Source organism: Leeuwenhoekiella sp. NPDC079379, assembly GCF_044542075.1.
Lineage (GTDB): Bacteria > Bacteroidota > Bacteroidia > Flavobacteriales > Flavobacteriaceae > Leeuwenhoekiella.
In genome coordinates this window covers 345,493-371,173 of sequence record NZ_JBITTU010000001.1, presented here as the reverse complement: position 1 = coordinate 371,173, position 25,681 = coordinate 345,493, and the positions used below count along the sequence as shown (strand labels likewise).

At 38.2% G+C, this 25,681-nt stretch carries 20 protein-coding genes and 1 pseudogene; 9 read left to right on the top strand and 12 right to left on the bottom strand.

The window, feature by feature from the left end:
• The 9 genes from ACIGAM_RS01510 to ACIGAM_RS01470 form a co-directional block, all read right to left on the bottom strand.
• Window positions 1-906, bottom strand: a complete 906-nt coding sequence (locus ACIGAM_RS01510) for an alpha/beta hydrolase (protein WP_396509701.1) — start codon at window positions 904-906, stop codon at window positions 1-3.
• A gap of 17 nt (window positions 907-923) precedes the next feature.
• Window positions 924-3,200 carry a beta-glucosidase BglX gene (gene bglX, locus ACIGAM_RS01505; protein WP_396509700.1) on the bottom strand — a complete coding sequence of 759 codons (2,277 nt, stop codon included), beginning with the start codon at window positions 3,198-3,200 and terminating at the stop codon, window positions 924-926.
• A 22-nt stretch (window positions 3,201-3,222) separates the two neighbouring features.
• Window positions 3,223-4,002: a prolyl oligopeptidase family serine peptidase gene (locus tag ACIGAM_RS01500; RefSeq protein WP_396509699.1), complete on the bottom strand. Its 780-nt coding sequence runs from the start codon at window positions 4,000-4,002 to the stop codon at window positions 3,223-3,225.
• 6 nt (window positions 4,003-4,008) lie between these two features.
• Window positions 4,009-5,409, bottom strand: a complete 1,401-nt coding sequence (locus ACIGAM_RS01495; RefSeq protein ID WP_396509698.1) for a glucoamylase family protein — start codon at window positions 5,407-5,409, stop codon at window positions 4,009-4,011.
• Complete coding sequence (locus tag ACIGAM_RS01490; protein ID WP_396509697.1) at window positions 5,402-6,772, bottom strand: glucoamylase family protein; 1,371 nt, start codon at window positions 6,770-6,772, stop codon at window positions 5,402-5,404. Before ACIGAM_RS01490 ends, ACIGAM_RS01495 begins: the two co-directional genes overlap by 8 nt.
• A 19-nt stretch (window positions 6,773-6,791) precedes the next feature.
• A complete protein-coding gene (locus ACIGAM_RS01485; RefSeq protein ID WP_396509696.1) occupies window positions 6,792-8,219 on the bottom strand; it encodes a RagB/SusD family nutrient uptake outer membrane protein in 1,428 nt (475 codons plus the stop codon).
• A gap of 18 nt (window positions 8,220-8,237) precedes the next feature.
• Window positions 8,238-11,345, bottom strand: coding sequence for a SusC/RagA family TonB-linked outer membrane protein (locus ACIGAM_RS01480; protein ID WP_396509695.1), 3,108 nt, complete (start codon window positions 11,343-11,345; stop codon window positions 8,238-8,240).
• 226 nt (window positions 11,346-11,571) lie between these two features.
• Window positions 11,572-14,439 (bottom strand): LuxR C-terminal-related transcriptional regulator, encoded by a 2,868-nt coding sequence (locus tag ACIGAM_RS01475; RefSeq protein ID WP_396509694.1) that lies wholly within the window; start codon window positions 14,437-14,439, stop codon window positions 11,572-11,574.
• A 24-nt stretch (window positions 14,440-14,463) separates the two neighbouring features.
• The gene (locus tag ACIGAM_RS01470; RefSeq protein WP_396509693.1) at window positions 14,464-15,684 is read right to left on the bottom strand and encodes a nitrate/nitrite transporter; all 1,221 of its coding nucleotides are present in this window, start codon (window positions 15,682-15,684) and stop codon (window positions 14,464-14,466) included.
• 295 nt (window positions 15,685-15,979) lie between these two features.
• Between ACIGAM_RS01470 and ACIGAM_RS01465 the strand changes: the two genes are divergently transcribed.
• Complete coding sequence (locus ACIGAM_RS01465) at window positions 15,980-16,822, top strand: SdiA-regulated domain-containing protein (RefSeq protein WP_396509692.1); 843 nt, start codon at window positions 15,980-15,982, stop codon at window positions 16,820-16,822.
• Here ACIGAM_RS01465 and ACIGAM_RS01460 read toward each other — a convergent pair.
• Complete coding sequence (locus ACIGAM_RS01460) at window positions 16,819-16,992, bottom strand: hypothetical protein (RefSeq protein WP_396509691.1); 174 nt, start codon at window positions 16,990-16,992, stop codon at window positions 16,819-16,821. The two genes, ACIGAM_RS01465 and ACIGAM_RS01460, sit on opposite strands and share 4 nt — an antisense overlap.
• Before the next feature lie 56 nt (window positions 16,993-17,048).
• On the opposite strand from ACIGAM_RS01460, the pseudogene ACIGAM_RS01455 reads away from it, so the two are divergent.
• From ACIGAM_RS01455 to ACIGAM_RS01425, 7 genes and pseudogenes are all read left to right on the top strand, one after another.
• Window positions 17,049-17,258, top strand: a pseudogene (locus tag ACIGAM_RS01455) (LytR/AlgR family response regulator transcription factor); the annotation flags it as partial.
• Window positions 17,259-17,309: 51 nt separating this feature from the next.
• The gene (locus ACIGAM_RS01450; RefSeq protein WP_396510079.1) at window positions 17,310-17,675 is read left to right on the top strand and encodes a LytR/AlgR family response regulator transcription factor; all 366 of its coding nucleotides are present in this window, start codon (window positions 17,310-17,312) and stop codon (window positions 17,673-17,675) included.
• A 416-nt stretch (window positions 17,676-18,091) separates the two neighbouring features.
• On the top strand, window positions 18,092-19,015 hold the full coding sequence (locus ACIGAM_RS01445; protein ID WP_396509690.1) for a glycerophosphodiester phosphodiesterase family protein: 924 nt from the start codon (window positions 18,092-18,094) through the stop codon (window positions 19,013-19,015).
• Window positions 19,012-19,377 (top strand): glyoxalase, encoded by a 366-nt coding sequence (locus ACIGAM_RS01440; protein ID WP_396509689.1) that lies wholly within the window; start codon window positions 19,012-19,014, stop codon window positions 19,375-19,377. The genes ACIGAM_RS01445 and ACIGAM_RS01440 overlap by 4 nt, the downstream gene beginning before the upstream one ends.
• 119 nt (window positions 19,378-19,496) lie before the next feature.
• On the top strand, window positions 19,497-19,931 hold the full coding sequence (locus ACIGAM_RS01435) for a hypothetical protein (RefSeq protein WP_396509688.1): 435 nt from the start codon (window positions 19,497-19,499) through the stop codon (window positions 19,929-19,931).
• A gap of 113 nt (window positions 19,932-20,044) precedes the next feature.
• Window positions 20,045-22,273 (top strand): TonB-dependent receptor, encoded by a 2,229-nt coding sequence (locus ACIGAM_RS01430; RefSeq protein ID WP_396509687.1) that lies wholly within the window; start codon window positions 20,045-20,047, stop codon window positions 22,271-22,273.
• Between the two features lie 282 nt (window positions 22,274-22,555).
• Window positions 22,556-23,749: an esterase gene (locus ACIGAM_RS01425; protein ID WP_396509686.1), complete on the top strand. Its 1,194-nt coding sequence runs from the start codon at window positions 22,556-22,558 to the stop codon at window positions 23,747-23,749.
• An 87-nt stretch (window positions 23,750-23,836) separates the two neighbouring features.
• Here the strand turns inward: ACIGAM_RS01425 and ACIGAM_RS01420 are convergent, their stop codons facing one another.
• Window positions 23,837-24,220, bottom strand: coding sequence for a DUF3037 domain-containing protein (locus tag ACIGAM_RS01420; protein WP_396509685.1), 384 nt, complete (start codon window positions 24,218-24,220; stop codon window positions 23,837-23,839).
• On the bottom strand, window positions 24,198-24,992 hold the full coding sequence (locus ACIGAM_RS01415) for a HipA family kinase (protein WP_396509684.1): 795 nt from the start codon (window positions 24,990-24,992) through the stop codon (window positions 24,198-24,200). The genes ACIGAM_RS01420 and ACIGAM_RS01415 overlap by 23 nt, the downstream gene beginning before the upstream one ends.
• Before the next feature lie 216 nt (window positions 24,993-25,208).
• Between ACIGAM_RS01415 and ACIGAM_RS01410 the strand changes: the two genes are divergently transcribed.
• Entirely contained in the window at window positions 25,209-25,676 is a 468-nt protein-coding gene (locus ACIGAM_RS01410; RefSeq protein ID WP_396509683.1) for a hypothetical protein, read from the top strand.
• Window positions 25,677-25,681: the final 5 nt, after the last annotated feature.

Sequence of the window (25,681 nt, the reverse complement as noted above, 5' to 3'; positions counted from 1 at the left end):
TTATTTTTTAGTAACAGACATGGATTCTTGAATTAACGTGCCTTCGTTTACTACTGAATTTAAAAATTCAGCAATCTCATTCACAAATGCATAACCCAGATTAGCCCAGTCGTGATTACCACCTTCTGCCGTGAGTAAACTGTAGGAAGCATCTAGATTTTTAAGATGTTCTGCAATAAAAGCATCACCATCTAAGGGTAAAAAACCCGGGGTTTCTGCGCTGCAAAAATGGTGGGGCTGACTAGCATAAGGCACCAGGTTATCAGCATCACCGTGTATAAATAATGCGGGTATAGCATTATTTCTTGTAATATATCTGGCATCAACGACAGCTCCTGCAAGTGATACTACAGCAGCATATTTAGGATAAGTTCCTAGTTCTTTAAAATCGGGATGACTAGACATATAAGCAGTATTTAAAACACCCTCAGCGCCCGCACTACTACCCGCAAGCACAATCTTAGATCTGTCAAACGCAAATTTGCCTTCAGCTATTAGAAAGTTAGTTGCCTTTAAAATATCTGCAGTCGTTTGTTTAAAAGTTTCCATTTTTTCTGAAGCGGGACACGCACAACCAAAACCTGTTGCTTTGCCTTTCCGCGTAAGCGTATAACTTATAGAAGCTACTGCATAGCCTTTTGCAGCCATTGTTTGAGCAAATTTAACTTCTAAAGGATTGTCACGTTGACCACCAGAAAAACCACCACCGTGAACTAAAACAATTAAGGGTCTGGCTGCATCTTTCTCATTCTCTTTAGCGGTATAAAAATCTAATTTTAAAGAATCAGAATAGGTATGTGTAGACTTAACCAGATCAGCATATATCTGACCTACATAGTGTTCTTGTGCTTGTGTAAGTATTCCTGTAAACAGGAATAAAAAAAGAATACTGATCTGGCGTTTCATCTAATTGTAATTTTAGTTTAGTTCAACGTAAACGTTTCTTTTAATGAAGCATTGCTGTCGCCGCCTACAAAAATTTCAAATTCCCCGGCTTCTGCAACAAAATCAAGCTCGCCGTTATAGAATTTAAGATCATCTGCTTCTAAAGTTAAGGTTACCGTTTTTGTTTCACCTTTCTTTAAAAATACATTTTTGAACCCTTTAAGTGTTCGCTTAGGTGGAGCGAGAGTACGTACTACATCGTGAAGATAAACCTGTACGATTTCTGTACCGTCATAATCGCCCGTGTTTGTAACATCTACCTGTATTTCTACAGGTTCTCCCTGTGCTACTTCTTTCTTATTAATAGTAATGTTTTTATAGGCAAAACTAGTATAGCTTAAACCAAAACCAAAAGGCAATAAAGGTGCATTAGGTACATCTAAATATTGAGATTTAAACTTCTCAAAGGCTGCAGTAGGAGCCGGGCGACCGGTATTTTTCTCACTGTGGTAAATAGGGATTTGCCCTACATTACGCGGCCAGGTAGCGGTTAACTTTCCAGATGGATTGTAGTCTCCAAATAGCACATCAGCAATAGCATTACCCGCTTCAATACCGGGATGCCATACCTGTAAAATACTTACCGGTAAAGCCAATTCTTCTTCAATAACCAGTGGACGACCACTCATCAAAACAAGAACCAGAGGCTTGCCCGTTTCTGCGAGAGCACGTATTAATACTTTTTGACTTTCAGGTATTGTAATGTCTGTTCTGCTTGCTGCTTCCCCACTCATTTCTGTTGCTTCACCTACAACAGCAACGATTATGTCTGCGGTTTTAGCTGTTGCTAAAGCTTCTTTTAAAAGGGTTTCGGGAGTTTGTTCTGAAATTTCGATACGTGGTCCAAATACATTTACTTTTTTTGCAAATGCGGAATCATTAGAAATATTTGCTCCTTTTGCATAGGTGATTTTAGCATTTGGGGCTACATTTTTCAATCCTTGTAAAACAGGAATAGATAGTTGCGGGTCACCGGTAGGAGCCCAAGTTCCCAACATATTATTTTTATTATCAGCTAAAGGACCTATCAACGCAATATTTGCATTTTTTGCTAACGGAAGTATGTTGTTTTCATTTTTCAATAGAACAAAAGATTTTCTGGCAGCTTCTCTGGCTAATTGCCTGTTTTCAGCAGTTAGTATATCACGTTTAGGTCGCTTGCTGTCTGAGTATTTATAGGGGTCTTTAAACAGTCCCAATTTATATTTAGCAACCAGAATACGACGACATGCTTGTGTGATTGTTTCTTCGGAAACGTTACCTTCGTCAACAGACTTTTTTAGAGTAGTAAGGAACCCTTCACCCACCATATCCATATCAAGACCTGCATTTATAGAGAGTGCAGAAACTGCCTGCAAATCTCCCATACCGTGAGCCACCATCTCATTTACTGAAGTATAATCTGAAACTACAAAACCATCAAAACCCCATTGTTCTCTCAATAGAGTAGTTAATAGCCATTTGTTACCACTTGCAGGAACACCGTCAACATCGTTAAATGAACTCATAACACTGGCTACACCTGCGTCTAAAGCAGCTTTGTAAGGAGGTAAATACTCGTTATACATTTTTACTCTACTCATATCGGTAGTATTGTAGTCACGACCCGCTTCTGCAGCACCATACAAGGCAAAATGTTTTACGGTAGCTATCATCGTAGCTTCGTTTGTCAAGTCGGTTTGCTGATACCCGTGAACCATTGCTTTCGCGATTTGAGACCCCAAATACGGATCTTCACCGGCACCTTCAGATATACGTCCCCAACGTGGATCGCGCGAAACATCAACCATAGGTGAGAAATTCCAGTTTATACCGTCTGCTGTGGCTTCTTTAGCAGCAACCTGAGCTGTTTTTTCAATCAATTCTAAATCCCAACTACTCGATAACCCTAATGGAATAGGAAAGGTGGTTTTATAACCATGTATAATATCTGAACCTATCAATAACGGAATTCCCAAACGCGTTTTCTTAACCGCAATTTCTTGTGCTTGTCTTATTTTGTCAGGACCCGAAACGCCGAATAAACCACCTACGTTTCCGGCTTTAATTTTTTCTTCAACATTTTTACTTACTACAGAGCCTGTAGCAACCCCGCCACCTGGAGTTAATAAGTTAAGCTGACCTATTTTTTCTTCAAGAGTCATTTTTTTTAACAATGCTTCAACTTCGGGTATAGCTTGTTGTTTCTGAGCAACTGCGGTGCCGAAGCTTGCGATTGCTAAAAAGAGGAGTAATTTAGGGAGTGTATTTTTCATAATTCTTATTGCACGTGTATTTTTAGTTTTGGTTGGTGTGACTAAAAAGCCATTGTAAAAAATCAGGTTCAGCAAATGCCGAATCCCAACTGTTGTGATTTGCATGTTCATAAACCGTTACTCTGGGTTTTGCACCGGCTTTAAGCAGAGCTTGTGCCATCTGCAATGAATAGACAGGGTCTACTACATTATCATCAGCTCCGTGAATTACCCAAAACGGCGTCTGAGTCGCATATTTTTTAACTTCGTCTATACTTCCTGCACCGCAAATTGCGATTGCTGCTGCAAACTTTTTGGGGTTGCGTTGTACGATTTCATAAGTACCCATACCACCCATCGAAAGGCCGCCTACATAAATTCTAGAAGTATCTACTTTACGTTCTTTAATAAAAGAATCCACTAATTCTACTGCCATTTTGAGATGCGGCGCTGGCTTTTTTTCGGGGTGAAAGGTGATGCCAACAGGAGATTTTGTGCGATCGACATCTACATTTGCCCAATATGAATCTGCCGGGCATTGTGGAAAGATTACAATTGCCGGAAACGCGTTGCGATTACCAGTAGTTGCAAACACATTTGCACCGTGAGTTAATTGAGATGTATTGTCTGAACCACGCTCTCCCGCACCGTGCAAGAACAGAATTAATGGATATTCTTTAGTTTCATCATAATTTAAAGGGTATTGAATGCGGTATTGTAAACTGTCACCTGCACTATGATAAACGGCAGGTTCAAAACTCTCTTGCGCCAGAATTAAAGCTGAATATAAAAGTGTAATTACAAGTGTAAATTGAGTTTTCATAACGTTCTATTGTGGGATTGCATAGCTAAAATTGAGCTTATCTAGACCTGCCTGTACGCGTTCATTACGCATAAATAAATTCCAGAGTAAGCCGGTTCGGTGATTTTCAATCATCACTAATATGGGTCCTTGATCTATTGCTAGATATGCTTCTGCAACTTTGTAATTTTGATCTGGACTATAGGCATCGTAAAAACCTGCAGGCCCTAAAAGGATATTTTTAATGCTGTAAAATCCACGTAAAGCTGCCATAGATTCCTGTGGTGTGTACGGGAACGAACTCAAAGCAGCCGTAGGTGAAATAACACCTGTATCTTCGCCGGGACGATGGGCTTTATAACCCAGACTTCCATCTGCGTTAAGCGTGTAACTTGCTGTTAATCCCCAGAAATTTTGACCATAATCGCGCCATCCTAACGGGTTTTGCACGCAATAGGCATAATTACTCAATGCGTGATTTACAGTAGCGGTCTCATAATTTACATAGGCATCAGATAATCCAAAAGGATTTAGACCCAGGTAGGAGTAATGTGCCCAAAATAATGGACCGCCGGTTTGCTCTGACCCTGCGTGTTTTACTTCTAATGGATAACCATATGCCGAAGCACTAGATTTTAGATTTCCGTTTAATGCCCATCCTTGATTGTAAACATCAGCATCAATACTGTAGTCTTGTGAAGCGGCAGCTAAGATATAGGTGATTAAAGTTTCATTATATCCCTGAAGCTTTAGGTTTATCGCAAACTCATTGTTAGGACTCCAGTGCCAATACAATACATTCTCACCTTGAGTAAACCAATTCCATTCTATACCATCAACAAGAGAAAAAGCGAGTTCTGAAAGTGCTTTTTCTTCGGCAGATCCACTTTTAAAATATTCTCCAACAGTTATTAAACCTTGAGCTAAAAAAGCGGTTTCTACTAAATCTGCTCCATCATCAAGTGTGCTAAATGGAAGTGTTTTTCCTGTAGTGCCGTGAATCCAGTGTGACCATGCTCCGTGAAAGCGATCTGCATTTTCTAAGAAATTTAAAATCTTTGAAAGCCGGTTTACCGCTTCTGTACGCGAAACGAAATTACGTTCTATACCTACAAGAATTCCCATTAACCCAAAACCTGTTCCACCTGTAGTGACCGTGTTTTGATCCTGATTGGGATTTGCAGGAATATAGCGTTCTCGAGCTGCTCCAGATTCTGCATTAGCAAAATCCCAAAAATATTTAAAGGTTTCCTGCTGAGTGAGATCTAATAATTCTACATCTGTTAACTCGGGCTGTGGAGTAGGGTTTTCACCACCATTGCTTTGTCCGGGATTTTCTTCAGGAAGTTCTGCAACAGGATCACTGCTATCACTAGAACATCCTAAAATTAAAAAGCAAAGAATTATATAGATCGCGTTTTTAGTCATTTTCTGGTTTTAAATACGGACTTTCAAATCCGAGTTTTTGAAGTCCCTCGAGGACATCTTTATTCTTCATAAATAAATCCCACAACAAGCCACTTCTGTAATTCTCGATCATTACCGGGATAGGGCCTTGATCAATTGCTAAATAGCGAGGTAAAAACCAGTCATCTTGTAGGCTAAATGCATCATAAGGGCCGTATTTACCTACTAGCGAATCTAAATTTGTGTACATATTGCGTAAAAAGGCTTGACTTTCATCAGGCGTATATGGCATAGAAGATAAAGCTGCAGTAGGAGAGATTACACCCAGATCATTGCCGGGACGGTGCCCGTCATAACCCTTCATAGAATAGCTAGATGTCATTCCCCAAAGATCTGAGCTATAGCCTTTATAGCCTTTTGGATTTTCTACAGCATACTCATATTGAATTTTAGCGTGATTCACATTAAGTTTCCAGTAGTCTCCATATTGATCAGACAAACCTTTTGGATTTAATCCTAAATACGAGTAATGTGCCCAAAACATAGGTCCTACAATAGCTTCATCATCGTGTTCAAAATGATTTAAAACCGTGCGCAACCCATAGGCAGTCGTGTCTTTTGCAATCTTACCATCTAATGCCCATCCTTTTTCATAAACTTCTTTTGATATAGGATGAGTAGGAGAGGCAGCAGCTAATACATACATTACCAGGGCTTCATTATAACCACCCACAGGGAAATTCATCTTCCAACCCACATTAGGTGACCAGTGCCAGTATAAAGTGTTTTTACCTTGCGTATACCAGTCCCATTCTACCTCTTCCCACATTTTTTCAATTTGGGCAACTAAAGCTTGTTCTTGCTCATTTCCATTACGGTAATACTCAGCTACAGTAAGCATCCCTTGTACTAAAAATGCGGTTTCTACAAGATCACCTCCATCATCAAATTTGCTGAATGGTTTTACCTTGCCGGTAGCACCATCTAGCCAATGTGGCCAAGCGCCGTGAAAACGATCTGCCTTTTCTAAAAAGTTGACCATCTTTTGAAAACGGGTGAAAGCGGAGTCTTTAGGGATAAAACCGCGTTCTACTCCCGTTAAAATAGCCATAAAGCCAAAACCACTACCCCCTATGGTTACTACATCTCTATCATTTGAAGGGTAAATATCATCTAAGTGAATACGCTCTGCGGCAAGCCCCGAGTTCTTATTTGCTCCTTCCCAGAAGTAGTTAATAGTTTGTTTTTGAACAGTATCTAATAATGCTTCGTCAGAAAGAGAATCAGAGGTTGTGGTAACAACCTCTTGATCCTGTCTTTCAGTTTTAGAATCTTTACATCCTGGCAGGGATAAAAGAACCAATCCAATTAAAAATAAACGCATAAAGCTTTTTTAAATAGGTTTACCAACCCGGGTTTTGTGTCATTTCTGGAGTTTGTACTAACTGGTTGTTAGGTATAGGAAACAACTCATGCTTACCTTCAATAAAGGTTTTTCCGTCTGCTGCCATTGCTGTTTTTGCCTGACCTGTACGTACTAGATCAAACCAGCGATCGTGTTCCATAGCCAATTCAAGACGACGTTCTTTCCAGATTAGTGGTCGTAATGCAGCCTGATCTGTAGTTGTTACTGCAGGTAACGAAACACGAGATCTAACACGGTTAAGTGGTGTTAAAGCAGCAGCGCTTTGACCCAATTCATTTAAAGCTTCTGCTCTAATTAAAAGAACCTCAGAAAAGCGCAATACCCGAATATTCTTATCGCCATCACCTTGACCTCCATTTGCAGAAGAATAGGCTTTCTCATTGTAGCGTGGGTTTTCAACACCCTCATCTATAAATCTTCCATCAAACAAAGTTTCTCCTGCAAAAATTATAGTTGCATCTCTACGTATGGCATCTCCTTCAGCATTAAAAGCATCTTCGAGGTTTTTAGAAGGTGTATTAAAGCCCCATCCCATACCATTAGATCCACCACGGGTTCCTTGAGTTTGAGAATATTGCTGAACACCGTGCTGAGGAATTTCTCCGCGTGCTTGTATTTCAAATAAAGATTCAGGTCCGTTTTCTGTAGATGCTCTCCATACCGTAGCATAGTCTGGCTCTAAATCATATTGATTAGAAGTAATTACAGTATTTGCAATATCTGCGGCTTGTTGCCACTTTTTCTGATATAAATATACTTTAGCAAGTAGGCCTTGCGCAGCACCTTTAGTTGCACGACCTAAGTCTTGCGCAGCATAATCACTTTTGAGTGGTAATGCAGCAATTGCTTCGGTAAGATCTTGCTCAATATAGGCGTACACGTCAGCAACAGGAGCACGTTCTACTAAATCTATGTGTTGAAGCGGTACTGCTCCAAAAGAACGTACTAACCAAAAGTAATTTAGAGCTCTTAAAAATTTTGCTTCACCTACTACACGGTCTTTAGGTGCTGAAGATTGTCCCTCAAAAGCTTCAGTAAATTCAATAGTTTGTGAAGCACGACCTACGGTTTTATACCATTGTGTCCACATAGAAGTTACTGAACCTGATGAAGACGTAAATGTTAATTCATCAAGAACACGTTTATCTGCTCCACTATCTGTAGGCGAACTTCCTTTATCAGAATTGTCAGAAATCATATCGGTAATTCCCAGATAGGAGAATGCATAAGCAAAATCAGTATGCATCCCATATACTCCGGTTAAAAATTCTACAGGCTGAAAGTTTTCTGCGCTGCCTTCTGCAATAGGATCTACAATCTCAACTTCTTCAACAAAGTCATCACAACTGGTGATTGTGGCTGCTGTAAACAGGCTAAGCAGGGCTATTTTATAGGTATATTTCATAATGCTTTTTGTGTTTAATTAAAGTTTGAAATTAGCTCCAAGTATAAAAGACTTGGTGTTAGGATAAGCCGAAAGCTCAATACCTGTTGTACTAGTAGGATCTCCGTTCTGATTTAATTCTGGAGTAAACCCAGAATAGTCTGTAATCATAAATGGGTTTTGTAAGGTCACGTAAATGCGGGCACTACTAATGATAGATATCTCAGGAAGTGTGTAACCCAGTGTAATGTTGTTAATTCTAAAGTAAGAACCATCTTCTAAGTAATACGAAGAAGCTTCTACATCACGATCTGCACCTGGGTCAGAATTAGTTGACCCTGCAGCGGTCCATCGTTTGTTAAAGATATCTTCGGTAATATTTTCACCACCTATACGGGTGCTGTAAAGACCATTGTACACTTTATTGCCACCAACGCCAAAACCAGAAACACTTAAATCAAAGTTTTTGTAGTTAGCGCCCAAGTTTACCCCGTAGTTATAAGTAGGAATGTAAGAACCAAAGTATTTTTTATCACGGTCATCTATAACACCATCTTCGTTTTGATCTACATAGCGTAAGTGACCCGGCGCAGCACTCCCTAGAGAAGTGTTAGCGTCAATTTCTTCCTGAGTTTGCCATACACCATCTGCTTCATACATCCACCACGCAAATATGGGTTGACCTTCTGCAAGACGTTTTGTAATACGACCATTTCCTAAACTTCCACCTATCGCACCATCGTACGCTGGTTTTACGTTTTGTACTTTATTCTCATTTGTAGAAAAGTTAAGACCTACGTTATAGCTAAAATCAGATCCTATCTGATCTCTCCAGTTTACTAAGAATTCAAAACCACTATTAGAAATTTCGGCAGCTTCATCAAAGAAATCTGCTGAAAATTGAGAGTTTAGTAAGGGCTTAACGCTTAGGATAGCATTAGTATTTAAACGGTTGTAATAATCTATAGTACCCGATAGTTTTCTATCTAATAAAGCGAAGTCAAAACCTGCTTCAAATTCTTCAGTAACTTCCCAAGATAAGGGTTGCGCGGGAGAACCTACCGCAGCGCCCAGTATTAAACTTTGAGCAGGACCAAAAACATAGTTTGTATTGCTACTACCATCGCTGGTATTAATTCGTTGAATGTTAATAGGCACAGACTGGTTTCCTAATTTACCCCATCCTGCAAAGAATTTAAGGTTGTCAAGCACGCCGTTATTTTCCATAAAGGCCTCGTTAGTCATCGTCCATCCTAAACTTACCGCCGGGAAATAACCAAAGAAATTACTGTCACCAGTAATAAAATCACTGGTACCATCTCTTCTAATTACCCCACGTACATAATACCGCTGATCGTAATTGTATTCTACACGACCAAAGTAGGATTGTAGATTAGTGCTTTGGTAAGTATCACCACCTACGTTGTCATTAAATAACTGACTCGTTCTAGTATTAAAATTACGTAGGCTGCGTTCTGGTCTTACGTCATAAGCCTGTGAGCTTGTGAATTCTCCACCTTCGTAGTTTTCACGGCTAATACCTAAAGTTGCACTTAGATTATGTTTATCAAACTCTTTAGTATAAGTAAGAAACCCTTCCACATTCCAGCGATACGATTCAACGCGGCTAACTGTGTATGAGTTATTTGCAAATTCAGTAGAGACGTTTCCGTCTGCATTAGGAATACGTCCTGCTTCAAACTGAGCTTCAGTTCTTGTAGGATTATTATTTAACCATTGATCTCTAATGTCTGAATAGCTATGATTTGTAGAGTAAAATTTAGTTGCGCCAAAACGGGTAGTCAACATCAAATCATCGGTTATATCAAACTCGGTAGCTATCTGGCCCTGTAAGCTTGTAGTATTTATATAGGTGTCTTCATAATATACTTGAGAAACCGGATTTCCGTGAGAGTTTAAACGACCTAAAGTTTCACCAGGAGCGGTTTGAAATCCTACCACACCGGTTTGCTGATTTACTAATGATTGACCAAAACGACCATTATCATAACGCACAGGAACTAGTGGAGACTGGCGGTATGCTGTGCTAAATGCTCCAAAAGGTTTTGGAGTTTCATTAGTATAAGCAACATTTAAATTTTGAATAACTCTAAAGCGATCATTAAACAAATGGTAGGTGTTGTTGCTACGTATCGTACCACGACGGTATTCTTGTCCTTCTAAAATCCCTTTTTCCTGATATAAGTTATAGCTTAAGAAGTAATCAATATTTTCGTTTGCACCTGAAACCGAGAAACTATTATTTTGAATTGTTCCTGTTTGTAATAATTCGTCATACCAGTCTGTGTCATATTGCTGATTATCTTGTAATAAGAAACCACCATTTGCAGCACTTTCTTCATTGAAATATTGTGTGTACTGCTGCGCGTTAGCCATTTTTACCTGGTTTAGCACAGTCTTAGCTCCATAATATGATTCAAAAGAAAAAACGGCTTTACCTTGTTTCCCTTTTTTGGTAGTTACCAAAATAACACCGTTTGCCGCGCGTATACCGTAGATGTTAGCGTAAGATGCGCCTTTTAGAAAGTCTATGCTTTCAATATCATTAGGGTTAATACTGGTTATATCGCTTAGCGGTTGGCCATCTACAATATATAGAGGCGTTCTACCACCTTCTGCAGTTCCTAAACCACGCATAAGAACGGTAGGAGTAGATCCCGGAGCGTCATTTGTTATAATGTTGACACCTGCAACTTTACCTTGTACAGATGTTAGTGCAGAGGTAGCTGGCTGTTTTGTGATTTCTTCACTTTTAACAGAAACAATTGCACCGGTTATATCAGATTTTTTCTGATTTCCATAACCTACTACAACTACTTCATCAAGTTCATTAGAGTCATCTTGCAACGTGATGTTATAAGTAGCGTCATTACTAATAGAAAACGTTTGAGCTTGAAAACCTAAATAGGTAATACGTACCTGATCACCTTCGGTTACTTCTAAAGAAAAGTTACCATCAAAATCGGTAACGGCATAGTTGTCTTTATTTACAACCTTCACTTCTGCTCCCGGTAAGGGAACATTTCGGGTGTCTATTACAGTTCCCGTAACTGTTTTTGTCTCCTGCGCAGTTACACTAAATGTAATAAGCGTCAGCAATAACATAAATGTTATTTTAAGTTTCATACGCACTATATTTTGAATTAGTATTTTGTTATTTGAGGGTGAATATAGAAGAGTTAGAAGTTAATCTAGGTACATAACAAATACATCAAAACGTTAATAAAAGTAAAAACACTGAAAATCAGTAGTATAAGTATTTTAAAATTCGATTATAACGTTTGCGAAAATGTGTTTGATGTAGTAATGAGAAAGTCTTAAAGCGTTAAAATGAACTTTGAAGTATGAGAATTTAGTAATTTTTGATCAGGTATTTTGATAAATTCTTACCGCTATTTATGTTCAGTTTTTTGCGTAAACGATACCTGTGAATTTCTACTCCCCGAACAGAAATTGCCATTAACGGGGCAATCTCTTTTGTCGTTAAATTCATTTTTAAGTATGCACACAACTTCAAATCTTTAGAACTTAAAGTAGGATGATCTTCTAATAACTGATGAAAGAAATCGTCATTGATTTCTTTAAAGGTGGTCTCAAATACTTTCCAGTTGTCTTTTGCATCAATGATGTGATTAATCTTACTTTGAATGGTAGAAACCTTTTTAGGATTTGCCCCTGCATTTTTGACCTCTTCCAGTTCATTTTTGATATCAATGAGGCTGCTGTTTCTTTTTGCTGCTAAATAAGTGGTATTTGCCAGTTCTTTACGCTTAGTGTTTATCTCCTGTAGTAGGTTATTGCGTTCTGCGAGCTGGGTTTTGCGTTCTTGTTCTTTAATAAGACGTTCCTCAAGTTCTTTACGATGGTAGTTTAATTTTCGTTTGTTATATAGACCTACTAAAATAATTACTCCGAAAGTACCGAGCACATATATAACAATCATCAAATTAGATAAATACCAGGGTCTCTTAATTGTAAATTCAATTTTTAGAGGATTAGATCCTTTTTGACCATTTATAAGTGGCCAGACCTCTAAGGTGTAATTACCAGCTGATAAGTTTTGAAATTCTAGTGGTCCCGAAAAATAGGCACTCATCCCATTAGACAAGGAATAATAAAACATAGGTTTATACAGTGCAGGTGCAGCGATGTCAAAGCGTACACGAGAAGCTTCATTAAACGGAATTTCATAACTGGTAGCATTCAGTTTTAAGATAGAAGCTGAAGTTTGAAGGCGATTGAGTAAAGGCTTTTGTGCGTTAGGCAGCCCCGTGTTCTTTTGTAGTTCCTGAAGATTTATTCTTCCGAAGCCTTCATTAAGCGTAATAAAATAAATGCTGTCATTACGCTCAATTACCTTCTCATAATTTTTAATAACTCGATCTTCAAGTAGCGGTTCATAGATATAAATACTATCGTTACTGAAGTCTGTGTATATAAGACCATTACCATTTTGATTTTTAAACCAGTATTTAGTGTTTTGATTATTTATGAGTGCGTATGACTGGTAGTTTTTTAAATCTGTAAAGTTTTCAAGATTATCATTAATACTATTATAGCGGTACCAGTTACCGGCATTGTAAAATGCAATCTCACCTTCAATTTTATGTATTTTAGTTTTTGAAGCCACTAAATCTGCAGTCTTATTAAAAGACTCTCTGTCTATAATTTTGTTATTAGTGTCATCAAGCTTTGCACGGTAGAAACCTTTGTAAGGATGCGCTGCCCAGAAATATTTTTTATCCTCAAAAATTACGTGTTCTACGGGTGCACCATCTGTTTCGGCAATAGGAAAATTACTTAGTGCGCTATCAAGGGTAGTATAGAATTTTAAACCATTGTAGGTAGTATTTAAAAATAGGCTTGTATCTGGTATAGAAGTTAGACTATAGCTCCCAGAAGGCCCAGAAACCCGCTCTAACTGATTTCCTTTTAATTCAAATAGACCTAGATTGTGATTTACAAAAAGCCGGTCTTCTATCTCTGTAAAACTCCATACCTGTCCCTGTGAGCCAGATATAAAATTGATGCCGTCATCGGTTATTTTATGTACGCCGGTGTTGCTGCCCACATACAGTTCACCTTTAAAAGATGCGATATCGTAAACCGCACCCAACTGCCCGGTATTATCTAATAAGTATTGTATAGGTGCATCAGGAATAATTACATCTATGCCGTTGTCAAGACCTATCCAGATTTTACGTTGATCCTTATGCAACGATAACACCGTGTTGTTTTGGAGTCCGTTTTCACGGTAATGATTTTTGAGTGTTTGTGTTTTAGGATTGTAATAAATAATACCACCTTTAACTGTGCCAATTATTAGCAGGTCATCATTAAAAACTTCTATTTTATTGAGTTCGTTTACTTGAAGAAACCGTGTAAGAGCCTCGCTACCCCAGGGCTCAAGAGAACCGTTTTTAAGTGAAAAAATTCCTTGAGTACGTGTGCCTGCAAGATTAAAATCTTTGTAGGTAACTAATTCTATTATAGAAGTTTGATTGAGTTTGGAGGCAGTAACCTGTTTAAAGACACCATCATCAAATTCAAGGATTCCTCCAGAATTTGTACCTAAGAGCAACTGCTTACCTACTACGTTTAAAGCGGTAATGATCTCTTGAGGCTTAAAAGTTCTAATGTTTTCACCTGTGTAGGAGTAGAGATTTCCAAACGATCTGAATATAACGGTATTCTCCCACGCACTTATTTGCCAAAATTCTTCATTGGCATATTTCGTTTTAATCAATTTTGAAAGTGAGGTATAGTTTAGCGAACCGTAATCGTCTTTTTTCCAGTAGCCGAACTCCTCATAAGAACCGGTATAAATGCGGTCTCCCAAACAAAAAACAGAACGGATTATGGTTTTATTAGGAAGGGTGAATACTTCCCAGCGTTGCCCGTCAAAGCGTAACAAACCTTCATTGTTTGCAACATATAATGTGCCGTCTTTATCTGTACTCAAACCCCAATTTTGACTGGCAGCGTCATAATTACTACTACTGTAAGCCGTTACAGGAGGTAAAAAGTTTTGTGCTAAAACGCTCATCTGGCTCAATACCATAATGAACAGCAATAAGAAAGTTTGTTTTAATTTTTTAAACATGGTTACCTGTATTAACAGATGGCAGGCGTAATTGACAATAATAGTATAGGTAGATTTAATTTTACCTGATATACCTATTCGGTCTAAAATTATTAAAAACCAGTAACCTGACGCCAATATTGGATTTAATCTTAAGCCAAACTAATTGTTAGTCATTTCGGCGGGTGGTATATGGCTTAAGCGCTGTGAATTTACTATTGCCAGAACCAGTAACCCAAAAAGGGTAAGTATTAAATACATAAATTCAACGCCCTGATCTATAAGAAAACCTATAAGTAAAGGTGCGAGCGCTGTACTTAATATCATAGCCATCGAAAATAAACTATTTACCGCACCTAGTTTTTGAATACCATAGACTTCAGCAAGCACTGCAGATTTTACGGTACCTGCCACACCTGTCGTAATACCGGTCATAATAAGAAATAGTAAGGCTCCCCAGATACTTTCCATAAAAGCAAACGGTAATAGGCCTAACGCCTGCGGAATCAGGAAAAACCTATATAGCTTTTTAGCAGTAAATTTATCTACCCATAACCCACCTACGATAGACATCAAAAATCGGGTAATTGCGTAGCCGGTAAAAAAAGCTGCGTATAATGAAACTGACCAGCCTTTTTCTTCAACAAAGGTGTATTGATACAGGAAAATCGCTGTAGAAGTAAAACTCAACATAAATGTAGAAGGCATAAGCACGCTAAAACGTTTATCTTTTAAAATCGTCCCAAAATCTTTAGCAAGCATTTTAAAACCCGGCCTTTTGGCGACCTGAGATTGTTCATCAAAATAGCTTAAGTCCTTAAAACTTAAAAAAAACAGATATAAAAGAAGAATCGCCGCACTTGCCTGAGCGGCAAATTCAAAACCAAAAGTGAGTATGAGTGTTGTAATGCAAATAGGAAACAACGCTTCTCCCATTGGGAATCCTAAAGCCGCAATACTTAACGCTTTTCCGCGGTTAGCACCATAATAGCGGCTCATAACGGTCTGGCTAATATGACTCATCATACCTTGTCCTGTAAGACGCAAACCTATCATTGCAAGAATTAAGAGACTAATATGATGAGTAGAAATACTAAGAATTAGACAGGAAGCTATTAGCCCCACAATATTTAAAAAAACTACTTTTTTTACGGGCTTGTGGTCTATGGTATGTCCTACAGAAATTAAAATGACCGAAGCGATTACCGTACCCAAAGCGTAAATACTGCCAAAGGTGCCTTCAGAAATCTTAAAGGTTTTAAGCAGTTCGGGTACATAAAGAGATATTAAAAATGTTTGTCCAAAGCTGGATAGAAAAGTAAGCGACCATCCAAAACTTGCGGACTTATAATTGTGTTTTAAAAAATTAAAAAGGCTCTTCACAAATAATATTTTGGTCGAAAGATTAGCATTGTATTTGCGAAATTAATAAACCCCAAAGCTACAATGCAGATTTTGACACAACACTTTTCATTTTTTAAATAAAATAGAATAATTGGGAGATAGAAATAACTGCAATTCAAAGCAATCGTATAATACTGAAGAATTAAAAAATTTCTGTTTGGCTAATACACAAGATTTGCACCCTTTTAAGAGAAACTAAATTTATGCTCACGAACTTTACTCACTTTGGGTGATCTAAGGAGCTTGCCTAATTGGTAAATTAAAATTACACGCAATGAATTATCTAAAATATATAAGTCTGGTATTAACAATAGGAGTGTTTTCGGCATATTATACTCCGAAACAGCTTTCAGAAACTGCCAAAAAACAAGATTTAACGATTGTAAATAGTTGGGAACTTCCTGACGAATTACGCGAAGTGTCAGGAATAGACTGGATAGGCGATAATAAAATTGCTGCCGTTGAAGATGAAGACGGTATAATTTTTATTTATGATTTGAAGGCTAAAGAAATAACTACTGAAATTGAATTTGCAGATAAGGGAGATTATGAAGGAATTGCTATAAATGGCGCTAATGCGTATGTCATGCGCAGTGATGGTTTGTTATTTGAAGTACTCAATTACAAGTCAAACAAGCGCACAACTAAAACCTATCAATCTGCACTATCACACAAAAATAATGTAGAAACTCTAGCTCTGGATTCTAAAAGAAACCGCTTGTTAATCGCTCCAAAAGATGAAGATCCAAACGATGAAAACATAAAGGGTGTCTATGCCTTTGATTTAAAAGGACAGACCATGTTAGCAGATTTAGTTTTCAGAATTGATATGAAGGATAAAGCGCTAAAAGATTATCACGAAAAGAAAAGTTCTAAAACCTTTCGACCTTCAGATTTAGCTATTAATCCTCTAGATGGTAAGATTTATATGCTTGAAGGTGTAAACCCAAAACTTTTAATACTCGATGCGACCGGCACAATCACAAAGGTTATAAAGCTAGATAAGAAGCATTTTCCGCAGCCAGAAGGCATCACATTTACACCAGATGGAAAACTCTATATTTCTAATGAAGGGGCTGGAGGTAAAGCGACCCTATTAGAAGTTAAGATTCTTTAATTGTATTTAGATTTTACAAACCAGATACCATCTAAACTAAAGTTTACAGAAAGCGAATGAATGTTCTCACGTATGAGCCCGTTTGCTAATTCACCATTCTGTCCATACGAATACATTAAATTAAGCTTAGAACCGCTTCGGCTAATAGGAAGACCTACTCCCACGCTCATCGAATAATTTTTAACATCAGCTCCAGAAAGATTTAAATAGCCGCTGTACAAATCCCTTAGAGGCAATACATATATTAAGTGAGCAATCTGTAGATCTAATTTTTTTAGATATTGAAATGCCCAATCTTTCTGGGATTGATCTTGTAAAATCGCTCGATCGTCTTCCGCAGTTTATCTTCACAACCGCTTATCCTCAATATGCGCTTGAAGGGTTTGAGCTCAACGCAACAGACTACTTAGTAAAACCTATACCTTTTCCGCGTTTTTTAAAAGCTATAGCTCGAGCTAAAGAAAAATTTGAAGCCACTTCTAATAAATTGGTAGAACCCAAAGCACTACAGGCACCTCAAATACCAGATACTACTCCGGCTTTTATATTTGTCAAATCTGAATATGAAAATATAAAGATCGATGTCGCAGATATACGCTATATGCAGGGCTTAAAAGATTATATAAAAATTTACACCCAGCATTCAGATAAAGCAATTCTCACGCTAAGTAGCTTTAAAGAATTATTAGACAAGCTACCTCAGCAAAATTTTTTAAGAACCCATCGTAGCTTTATTGTAAATATCAATGCCATACGAGCAGTTCAAAAAAGTAAAATTGTAATCGACGAGATTCGTATTCCTATTGGCGATACCTATAAAGATGAGGTATTTAAAAAACTCAATATTTCCTAGATTTTAATACCACCTAATTTTGATGCCTTGCTGTAATTCTTAACCAAATGGTAAAGCCTTTTATTACGAGAAAGCGCCGCTATGTATTTCTTTTGTTTTAACCGAAAGATTATGCAAGCCCAGCTTACCAGCTATACAGATTTAGAGCTCCAACTTCTCCTCAATAAAGATCGGGATCACGCCTTTAATTTAATATTTGACAAATACTGGAAACGAGTAAACATTTATGGCGTGCGGCGTTACCTACAAAATTACCGGTAGGAACCCATAAAATTGAAGTTAGAGCGACAGATCAATATGGAAAACCCATAGTGGGGAAACCACCTATCGTTTAGAATAGTTTTTTTATACTTGTTTGTTTGAGCCTGCCTATATTGTAAAATAGATGGCGGGCTTTTTTTTAAATTGAATCCACAATGAAAAATGTAATTTTAGGAGTACTTACACTGGTATTAATTGCAACAGGCTGTAAGTCAAAATCTGAAGAGCAAAAACCGATGAAGGTAGCAGAACAACATATAATACAGGTACAAGGCCACCGTGGCGAGCGCGGTAATCTACCCGAAAACACTATCGAGGCTTTTCTGGGCGCATTACGTAAAGGAGTAGACGTGCTTGAGCTTGATGTTGTTATATCTAAAGACAAGAAAGTGGTTGTAAGCCACGAGCCATATATGCTCGCTCTATATATGCAAACACCCACAGGGGATTCTATCGCTAAAGAAACCGAAAAAGAATACAATCTCTATGAGATGGAGTATGCCGAAATAAAACAATTTGATGGCGGCTCTAAAGGGAATGTACGCTTTCCGCAGCAGCAAAAAATGAAAACCTACAAGCCGTTACTGAGTGAGGTTTTTGATACTATTGCGTCGACTATTGAAGCAGAAAATTTAAAGCCTGTAAAATTTAATATCGAAATTAAATCTGAAGAAGAAGTTTATGGCATATTTCAGCCCGGTCCAGACGAATTTGTAGATCTGGTAATGCAGGTGGTACACGCTAAAAATGCAGAGGATAAGATAAATATTCAGTCTTTTGATAAGCGTATTCTTGAGGTAATACACAGTAAGTATCCAGATATCGAATTGGCTTATTTATTAGAAGAAGGTGACTTTGCAAATAATCTTGCATTACTCAGTTTTCAACCCCAGATTTATAGTCCGTATTTTAAGTTACTCGATTCAACCGAAGTTGCCGCAATACACGCAAAGGGAATGCAGGTTATTCCGTGGACGGTAAATGAGCCAGTAGATGTTGACGCAGTGATTAATTTAAATGTAGATGGTATTATAACAGATTACCCCGAGCGGGTGATTGAGAAACTAGAGAGTAAATGAATTTTAAACTCAAATCCATTCGACCATTTATAGGAGCTAAAGATTTTGAAACTTCATGTAGGTTTTACCGGGATATGGGTTTCAACGATGTGTTGCTTCCGCCTAAAATGGCAGTGTTTACTCTAGGAGATTTCTCCTTTTATTTGCAGGATGCCTACGTCAAGGACTGGATAGACAATAGCATGCTCTTTCTTGAAGTTGAAGACTTAGAGCAGCACCTGTCTGATATAAAAGCGCTTCAATTGCCACAAAAATATCCCGGTGTTCGGGTTTCAGAAATTGTGACTAACGATTGGGGAGCCGAGTTTTTTGTGCACGATCCTTCCGGAATACTCTGGCATATAGGAAGTTTCAAAAATTAAAATCTATCGTATAAACTTATATAGATATATTCGGTTAAGGATTAAATTTTCAGCCAAATAATCAAGGTTAAATAAGGTATAGTATTAGTTTTGTAAACTTCAGTATTGAGTGAAGCCTGATGTTTAAAAAAGAGTCCTTTTTACAATCTAAAGCTATTGTGTTTGCAAGTCTTTTTATGGCGCTTGTTTATATAGCAGCGCCGTTACAAAAAGAGATGCTTACGCTGGTTCACGATCTGGAACATAAATTTGATCACGTAACTTCTAGCGATCACAATCACGATTTTTTAAATGCCGAGCAGCTTCTTGCAGAGGCCGGTCACGACCACCGAACTTTAGAATATATCAAACAGGTTTTAGAGCCTTTTGGAGATGATTTTCAGCAAGAAAAAAAAGAACAGGAGCCGGTTAAAATTGATAAACACCTTCCTGGCGCACATTTTAAAACAGACCTGGCGACTCTTCAATTAAGAAAAAAGCCGGTAATCAAATTTATAGCTGCTACACATCAGCAGCTGGCACTTCACACACCATCACCACCTCCTAAACTGTAGTATTTCATATAATTTTTACCGCTAGCCGCTACTTTGGGGTTAGCCACGCTATGCTGTGCTTTTTGAATAAAAAAGAAGATACAGCTCATACAATTATGTTAATACACAAAAATATGAAATACAGTTTTTTACTGCTTTTTACGCTTTGCGCACACCTGAGTTTTGCTCAGAATTTTACCGGAAACATTCTAGATATTCAGAACAATCCTATTGCGAATGTAACTATTTACAATCTCAATACCGCGAAACATACTGATACAAACAGCAAGGGAAACTTTATACTTCCTAATGCACATATAAATGATTCTATAATGATCTCAAGACTCGGTTTTCAAACTCAAAATCTTGTTCTCACCAGAGAAAAACTTACCCAGTCTCAGATACTCACAATTGTGGAAGCGAGCACTTCGCTAGATCAAATTGTACTTACTTCAAAGGTGAACACGCTAAGCAGCATAGCCGCTGTAGATCTGCAACTCAACCCGGTAAAATCATCACAAGAAATTCTTAGAAAAGTACCCGGGTTATTTATAGGCCAGCACGCAGGAGGAGGAAAAGCAGAACAGATTTTCTTACGTGGGTTTGACGTAGACCACGGGACTGATGTTGCCATTAGCGTTGACGGGATGCCCGTCAATATGGTGTCTCACGCACACGGTCAAGGCTATGCAGATTTGCACTTTGTGATACCTGAAACCATCCAGAATATCGATTTTGGTAAAGGCGCTTACTATGCAGATAAAGGGAATTTTAATACAGCCGGCTATGTAGATTTACGTTTAAAAGACCAACTTAACGCCAGTAGTATTTCGTTAGAAGCGGGCCAGTTTAACACCTCCCGATTAACAGGAATGTTTAATCTCATCGATGAGCAAAAACATACCGCTTATGTAGCTTCTGAGATCTACTTAACCGATGGTCCGTTTGATGCGCCACAAAATTTTAATCGGTTTAATGTTATGGGACGTTATGGGTATACCAATGCAAACAACGACAAGCTTACACTTACCGCGTCTCATTTTCAGAGCAAGTGGGATGCGTCCGGGCAAATACCGCAGCGTGCGGTCGATCAGGGTTTAATAGGTAGGTTTGGGGCAATAGACGCTACAGAAGGCGGGCAAACCTGCAGATCTAATCTTAGCCTCAACCACCTTAAACATCTGGAGCATGACGCGATTTTAAAAACCAATGCTTTTGTCTCCAAGTATGATTTTGAACTTTATTCTAATTTCACCTTTTTCTTAGAAGACCCTGTGAATGGCGACCAGATTAAGCAACATGAAGATCGGTTTATTGCAGGTTTACAAAGTGTTTATGAGCAGCGGGAGCTTCAGGTTTCTACTGCCACTACACTCGATTATCAAGCCGGTATTGGGTTTAGATATGATAATGTAGATGATGTAGAACTGGCACATACCCTTAACAGACAGATTACCTTAGACCGTCTCGCCTATGGTGATGTAGATGAGTTTAATGCTTTTGCATTTTTAAATACCGAATTTAAAACCGGTAAGTTCACGTTTAATCCTGCAGTACGATTAGACTATTTTAAATTTGATTATTACAACAAGCTTACCGAAACTTACAATGCGCAAAGCGAGTCTAAAGTTGCCTTTAGTCCGAAATTTAATACGGTCTTTTCCGTGAATCGTAATTGGCAGCTTTCTTTAAAAACAGGAATTGGTTTTCATTCTAATGATGCACGTGTAGTCGTTGCAAATAGCGGAGAAGATATTTTACCGGCTGCATACAGTGCAGACCTGGGAACTATTGTAAAACCTACAGAAAAGCTTGCACTTAACGCTACGTTATGGACGCTTTTTCTCGATCAGGAGTTTGTATATGTAGGTGATGCCGGTATTGTAGAACCTAGCGGAAAAACGCGACGTATGGGTGTAGAGTTGGGAGCGCGCTATCAAGTTCTCGATTGGTTGTATTTCTATACAGATGCTAATTACACCTACGCCCGAAGTACCGAAGAGCCAGATGGAGCAGATTTTATTCCGCTTGCGCCAAAGTTTACCTCTGCGGGTGGTTTTAGTGTAGAAAAGCTAAATGGTTTTTCAGGTTCGTTAGCCTACAGATGGCTGGGCGATCGTGCAGCAAATGAGGATGATTCAATCACTGCGGAAGGCTATTTTGTAACCGATTTTAATGTCAATTACAATTGGAACAAATGGACACTGGGCGTAATTGTCGAAAATCTCTTTGACACCCAATGGAATGAAACCCAGTTTGCTACAGAAAGCCGACTTTTTAACGAGCCTGCGGCTGTAGAAGAGATTCATTTTACGCCGGGAACCCCATTTTATTTAAGAGGAAAAGTCACATACAGGTTTTAAATCTGGAGTTAGTAAAAAGAGGGAGTTTATACAGCTTCCTCTTTTTAATTTTGTATTTATCTGGAATATTAGGAGTAAGATTTCTGTTAGTTGTTGTGATTAAACACCCTAAAATCAGTTTTTTATTGCTGTTTTTAATCTTTTTTAAATACCTCAATTTATCAAAATGAATTATTAAGCGTATAAAATACATATTATGTATGCGAGTAATAGAGTATTTACTTAAATTTATAATTAAGTACGCAAACGTTTGAGTACTTTTCAAAAACCAATTTAATACCTATGAAAAAATATTTACTTCTATTGATCTTGAGTGTTACATTTTTCGCGCAAGCTCAGGACACCCTTTTTGGCGCACCAGATGAATTAACTCCTAAAATTAATGATGACAAGACAGTAACCTTTACTTTGAGAGCACCTAAAGCAGACAGCGTACAGGTTACTGGTGCGTTTTTACCATTTACCAAGGTTAAAAGTCCTATGGGTGATATGGATAAAGAGGGTATTGCAAATATGACCAAAGATGAGAACGGTATTTGGTCATTTACTACTCCGGTTTTACCATCAGATTTATATAAATATCATTTTATAGTAGATGGTTTACGTGTTGCAGATCCTACAAATTCTTTTGGTCTTCGTGATGTTTCTGCAATCACAAACTTTTTTATCGTTCCGGGAGATCGTGCAGACTTATATATGGTGCAGGATGTACCTCACGGTACACTTGCCAGTCGCTGGTATGATTCACCGGGTTTAGGTATAGATCGTAAACTATCCATTTATACACCACCAGGTTATGAAGATTCAAAAGCAGACTATCCTGTTTTGTATTTATTACACGGTGCGGGTGGTGATGAAGAAGCCTGGTTAAACCTGGGGCGTACGGTACAAATTCTTGATAATCTTATTGCACAGGGTAAAGCAGAACCTATGCTGGTTGTAATGCCTAATGGTAACGTAGATCAGGATGCTGCACCGGGAGCAGGAAGCAGAGGCTATTATATGCCTACCTTTTTTACTGCAGAAACAATGAATGGTAAGTATGAAGCCAACTTTAAAGATGTGATTAACTTTGTAGAAAGTAATTACCGCGTTAAAGCAGAACAGGCCAGTAGAGCAATCGCAGGTCTTTCTATGGGTGGTTACCACACCATGCATATTTCCCGTTTTTACCCAGGCACTTTTGATTATGTAGGTTTGTTTTCTGCAGCGATTAATCCGCGTGCAGATCAAAGCGGGGTAGGCGTTTATGACGATCTTGATGGTACATTAAAAACACAGATGGAGAAAGGGTATAAACTGTATTATATGGCAATAGGAGAAACCGATTTCTTATATAAAACTAATGAGCTGTTTAGAGCCAGGCTTGATAAATTAGGTATGCCTTATGAATATGTAGAAAATGGTGACGGCCATATCTGGAGAAACTGGCGTATATATCTTTCAGAATTTGTACCTAGATTGTTTCAGGAATAATATTTCGCTTTCGCGGAAAAACAAAAGCCCTTTCATGGTTGAAAGGGCTTTTTATATATTAAAAGCTGTATTATTTGCGAATCTTAACTACAACACCAAATCTTCTAACAACTGTTCTAAAGTAGCTTCCAGATTTTCACTAAAACCCGGATGCGTTTTTGATGTTTGTATTACAGAACTTCGGGTGGCAGTAAGCCACCTAAATCGTTCTGAAGCTTCGAGTTGGGCAATAGGTCCACCAGATTTTTCACCGCAGCTTATCGCTTTAAATGCGTTTAGGTTTTTTTGTACCTGTTCAGTATCTAGTTCAGGACAAAATGCCGAAAGTTTTTGTGCATCAAGCTGATACTTCATATTAATATACCGCGGATTCTTACAATACACAATCACGCCAACATTAAAAAATTCCTCACGTTCAACCTGAGGCACAATGCGTATTACCGCATACTCATATAAGTGCTTTGCGTGCATCTTGTGCGGTTTTAGTGAATACTTCAGATTGGGATAGTCGCGTGCTTAAAAACTCAAAATAAATAGATCTAATCTCCTCTGCGGTTTCATCGTACCCTTCCCAGTCAAGCCATTCCTCCGGGATGAGATTAACGATATTTTGTAAAACTTCAGCTGTTAGTAAAGCTTTTAGTTTTGTATTTGCTTCTTCAAGTGCATTTGCCTGAGGAAGCAATACGTGATCTTTTATCAACCCAAAAGGCGTTTGAGCTCCTTGTTCCCAGTTTGTAAAACTGTGGTGAAAGTACAGTGAGGCACCGTGATCTATAAGCCATAATTCGCGATGCCACATGAGCATATTAGTATTGCGAAATGTACGGTCAATATTGGTCATAAAGGCATCAAACCATACAATTTCTGAAGCCAGTTGCGAATCTACTGTGGTTACAACAGGATCAAAATTTATTGCCCCCGATAAAAAGTGCAAACCAATATTTAAGCCCTGACTTCCTTTTAACAAATCCTGAATTTCCTCATCGGCTTCGGTGCGGCCAAAGGCTTCATCAAGATGCGCGAAAACCACTTCAGGAACTTTAAAACCTAATACTCTGCCCACTTCACAACCTATCAATTCTGCAATCAGCATTTTTACCCCGTGACCGGCGCCTTTAAACTTAACAACATATTTAAAACCGTCGTCAGCATCTGCCACAGCAGGTAGCGAACCACCTTCGCGCAGGGGCGTGATATACCGCGTAACATTAACGTGGCGAATTTCTGGAGTTGAATTCATTCTAGTGTTTTAAGGCTTGTAAAAATAGGTTTTTTGTACGGGCTCTTTTCTTTGAACGTATCTTTAAGAAGCTATAAATACTAAATAGCATATTAGGTAATTGCTTATGAATTCATTTTAGGTCTTGTTTCATTACCTCCTCAAGTTTATAAATAAACTAAGAATTAGGTATATCATACCTAAAAAGAGTAGCTTTAATAGAACTAAATATTACGAATGAAACTTCTTCTTTTTGGTATCGCTGCTTTTACCTTTTTAATATCATGCAAACCTTCCACAGAAAAGAAAGAGAAACCTACTATTAATCGTGAGCAGATCAAAGAGGCTTCTGCGGTTCAGGAAGAACCGGTGTTTGAAACTGAAGCAGATGCAAAACTTGCCTTGATGCAGGGCAACTGGTATAGCACTGAGGATGCTGCATCGTATCTAAAAATCACCGATGATCAACTACTTATGGGATATGAGGGTTCGCAATCGCACTTAGATACGTATACAATAACTATCGTAGATAAATTACCAGAAAACCAACCTTCAAATCCCGATACGCAATATCTGATTCTGACACAAGCAGGTGATTCGATGAGTTATGCTATAGATGAATTAACGGAAGATTCATTAAGACTTTTATATCTGCCCCGAGGTAATTTTTTAACCTACAGTAGAACAAAACAAAAACCCCTTTAATTTAT

Bases quoted from the DNA above. Each gene is read 5' to 3' on its own strand.
- ACIGAM_RS01510 (WP_396509701.1), bottom strand. From the start codon at position 906: ATGAAACGCCAGATCAGTATTCTTTTTTTATTCCTGTTTACAGGAATA.
- bglX (WP_396509700.1), bottom strand. From the start codon at position 3,200: ATGAAAAATACACTCCCTAAATTACTCCTCTTTTTAGCAATCGCAAGC.
- ACIGAM_RS01500 (WP_396509699.1), bottom strand. From the start codon at position 4,002: ATGAAAACTCAATTTACACTTGTAATTACACTTTTATATTCAGCTTTA.
- ACIGAM_RS01495 (WP_396509698.1), bottom strand. From the start codon at position 5,409: ATGACTAAAAACGCGATCTATATAATTCTTTGCTTTTTAATTTTAGGA.
- ACIGAM_RS01490 (WP_396509697.1), bottom strand. From the start codon at position 6,772: ATGCGTTTATTTTTAATTGGATTGGTTCTTTTATCCCTGCCAGGATGT.
- ACIGAM_RS01485 (WP_396509696.1), bottom strand. From the start codon at position 8,219: ATGAAATATACCTATAAAATAGCCCTGCTTAGCCTGTTTACAGCAGCC.
- ACIGAM_RS01480 (WP_396509695.1), bottom strand. From the start codon at position 11,345: ATGAAACTTAAAATAACATTTATGTTATTGCTGACGCTTATTACATTT.
- ACIGAM_RS01465 (WP_396509692.1), top strand. From the start codon at position 15,980: ATGAATTATCTAAAATATATAAGTCTGGTATTAACAATAGGAGTGTTT.
- ACIGAM_RS01460 (WP_396509691.1), bottom strand. From the start codon at position 16,992: ATGAGCGTGGGAGTAGGTCTTCCTATTAGCCGAAGCGGTTCTAAGCTT.
- ACIGAM_RS01445 (WP_396509690.1), top strand. From the start codon at position 18,092: ATGAAAAATGTAATTTTAGGAGTACTTACACTGGTATTAATTGCAACA.
- ACIGAM_RS01440 (WP_396509689.1), top strand. From the start codon at position 19,012: ATGAATTTTAAACTCAAATCCATTCGACCATTTATAGGAGCTAAAGAT.
- ACIGAM_RS01435 (WP_396509688.1), top strand. From the start codon at position 19,497: ATGTTTAAAAAAGAGTCCTTTTTACAATCTAAAGCTATTGTGTTTGCA.
- ACIGAM_RS01430 (WP_396509687.1), top strand. From the start codon at position 20,045: ATGAAATACAGTTTTTTACTGCTTTTTACGCTTTGCGCACACCTGAGT.
- ACIGAM_RS01425 (WP_396509686.1), top strand. From the start codon at position 22,556: ATGAAAAAATATTTACTTCTATTGATCTTGAGTGTTACATTTTTCGCG.
- ACIGAM_RS01420 (WP_396509685.1), bottom strand. From the start codon at position 24,220: ATGCACGCAAAGCACTTATATGAGTATGCGGTAATACGCATTGTGCCT.
- ACIGAM_RS01415 (WP_396509684.1), bottom strand. From the start codon at position 24,992: ATGAATTCAACTCCAGAAATTCGCCACGTTAATGTTACGCGGTATATC.
- ACIGAM_RS01410 (WP_396509683.1), top strand. From the start codon at position 25,209: ATGAAACTTCTTCTTTTTGGTATCGCTGCTTTTACCTTTTTAATATCA.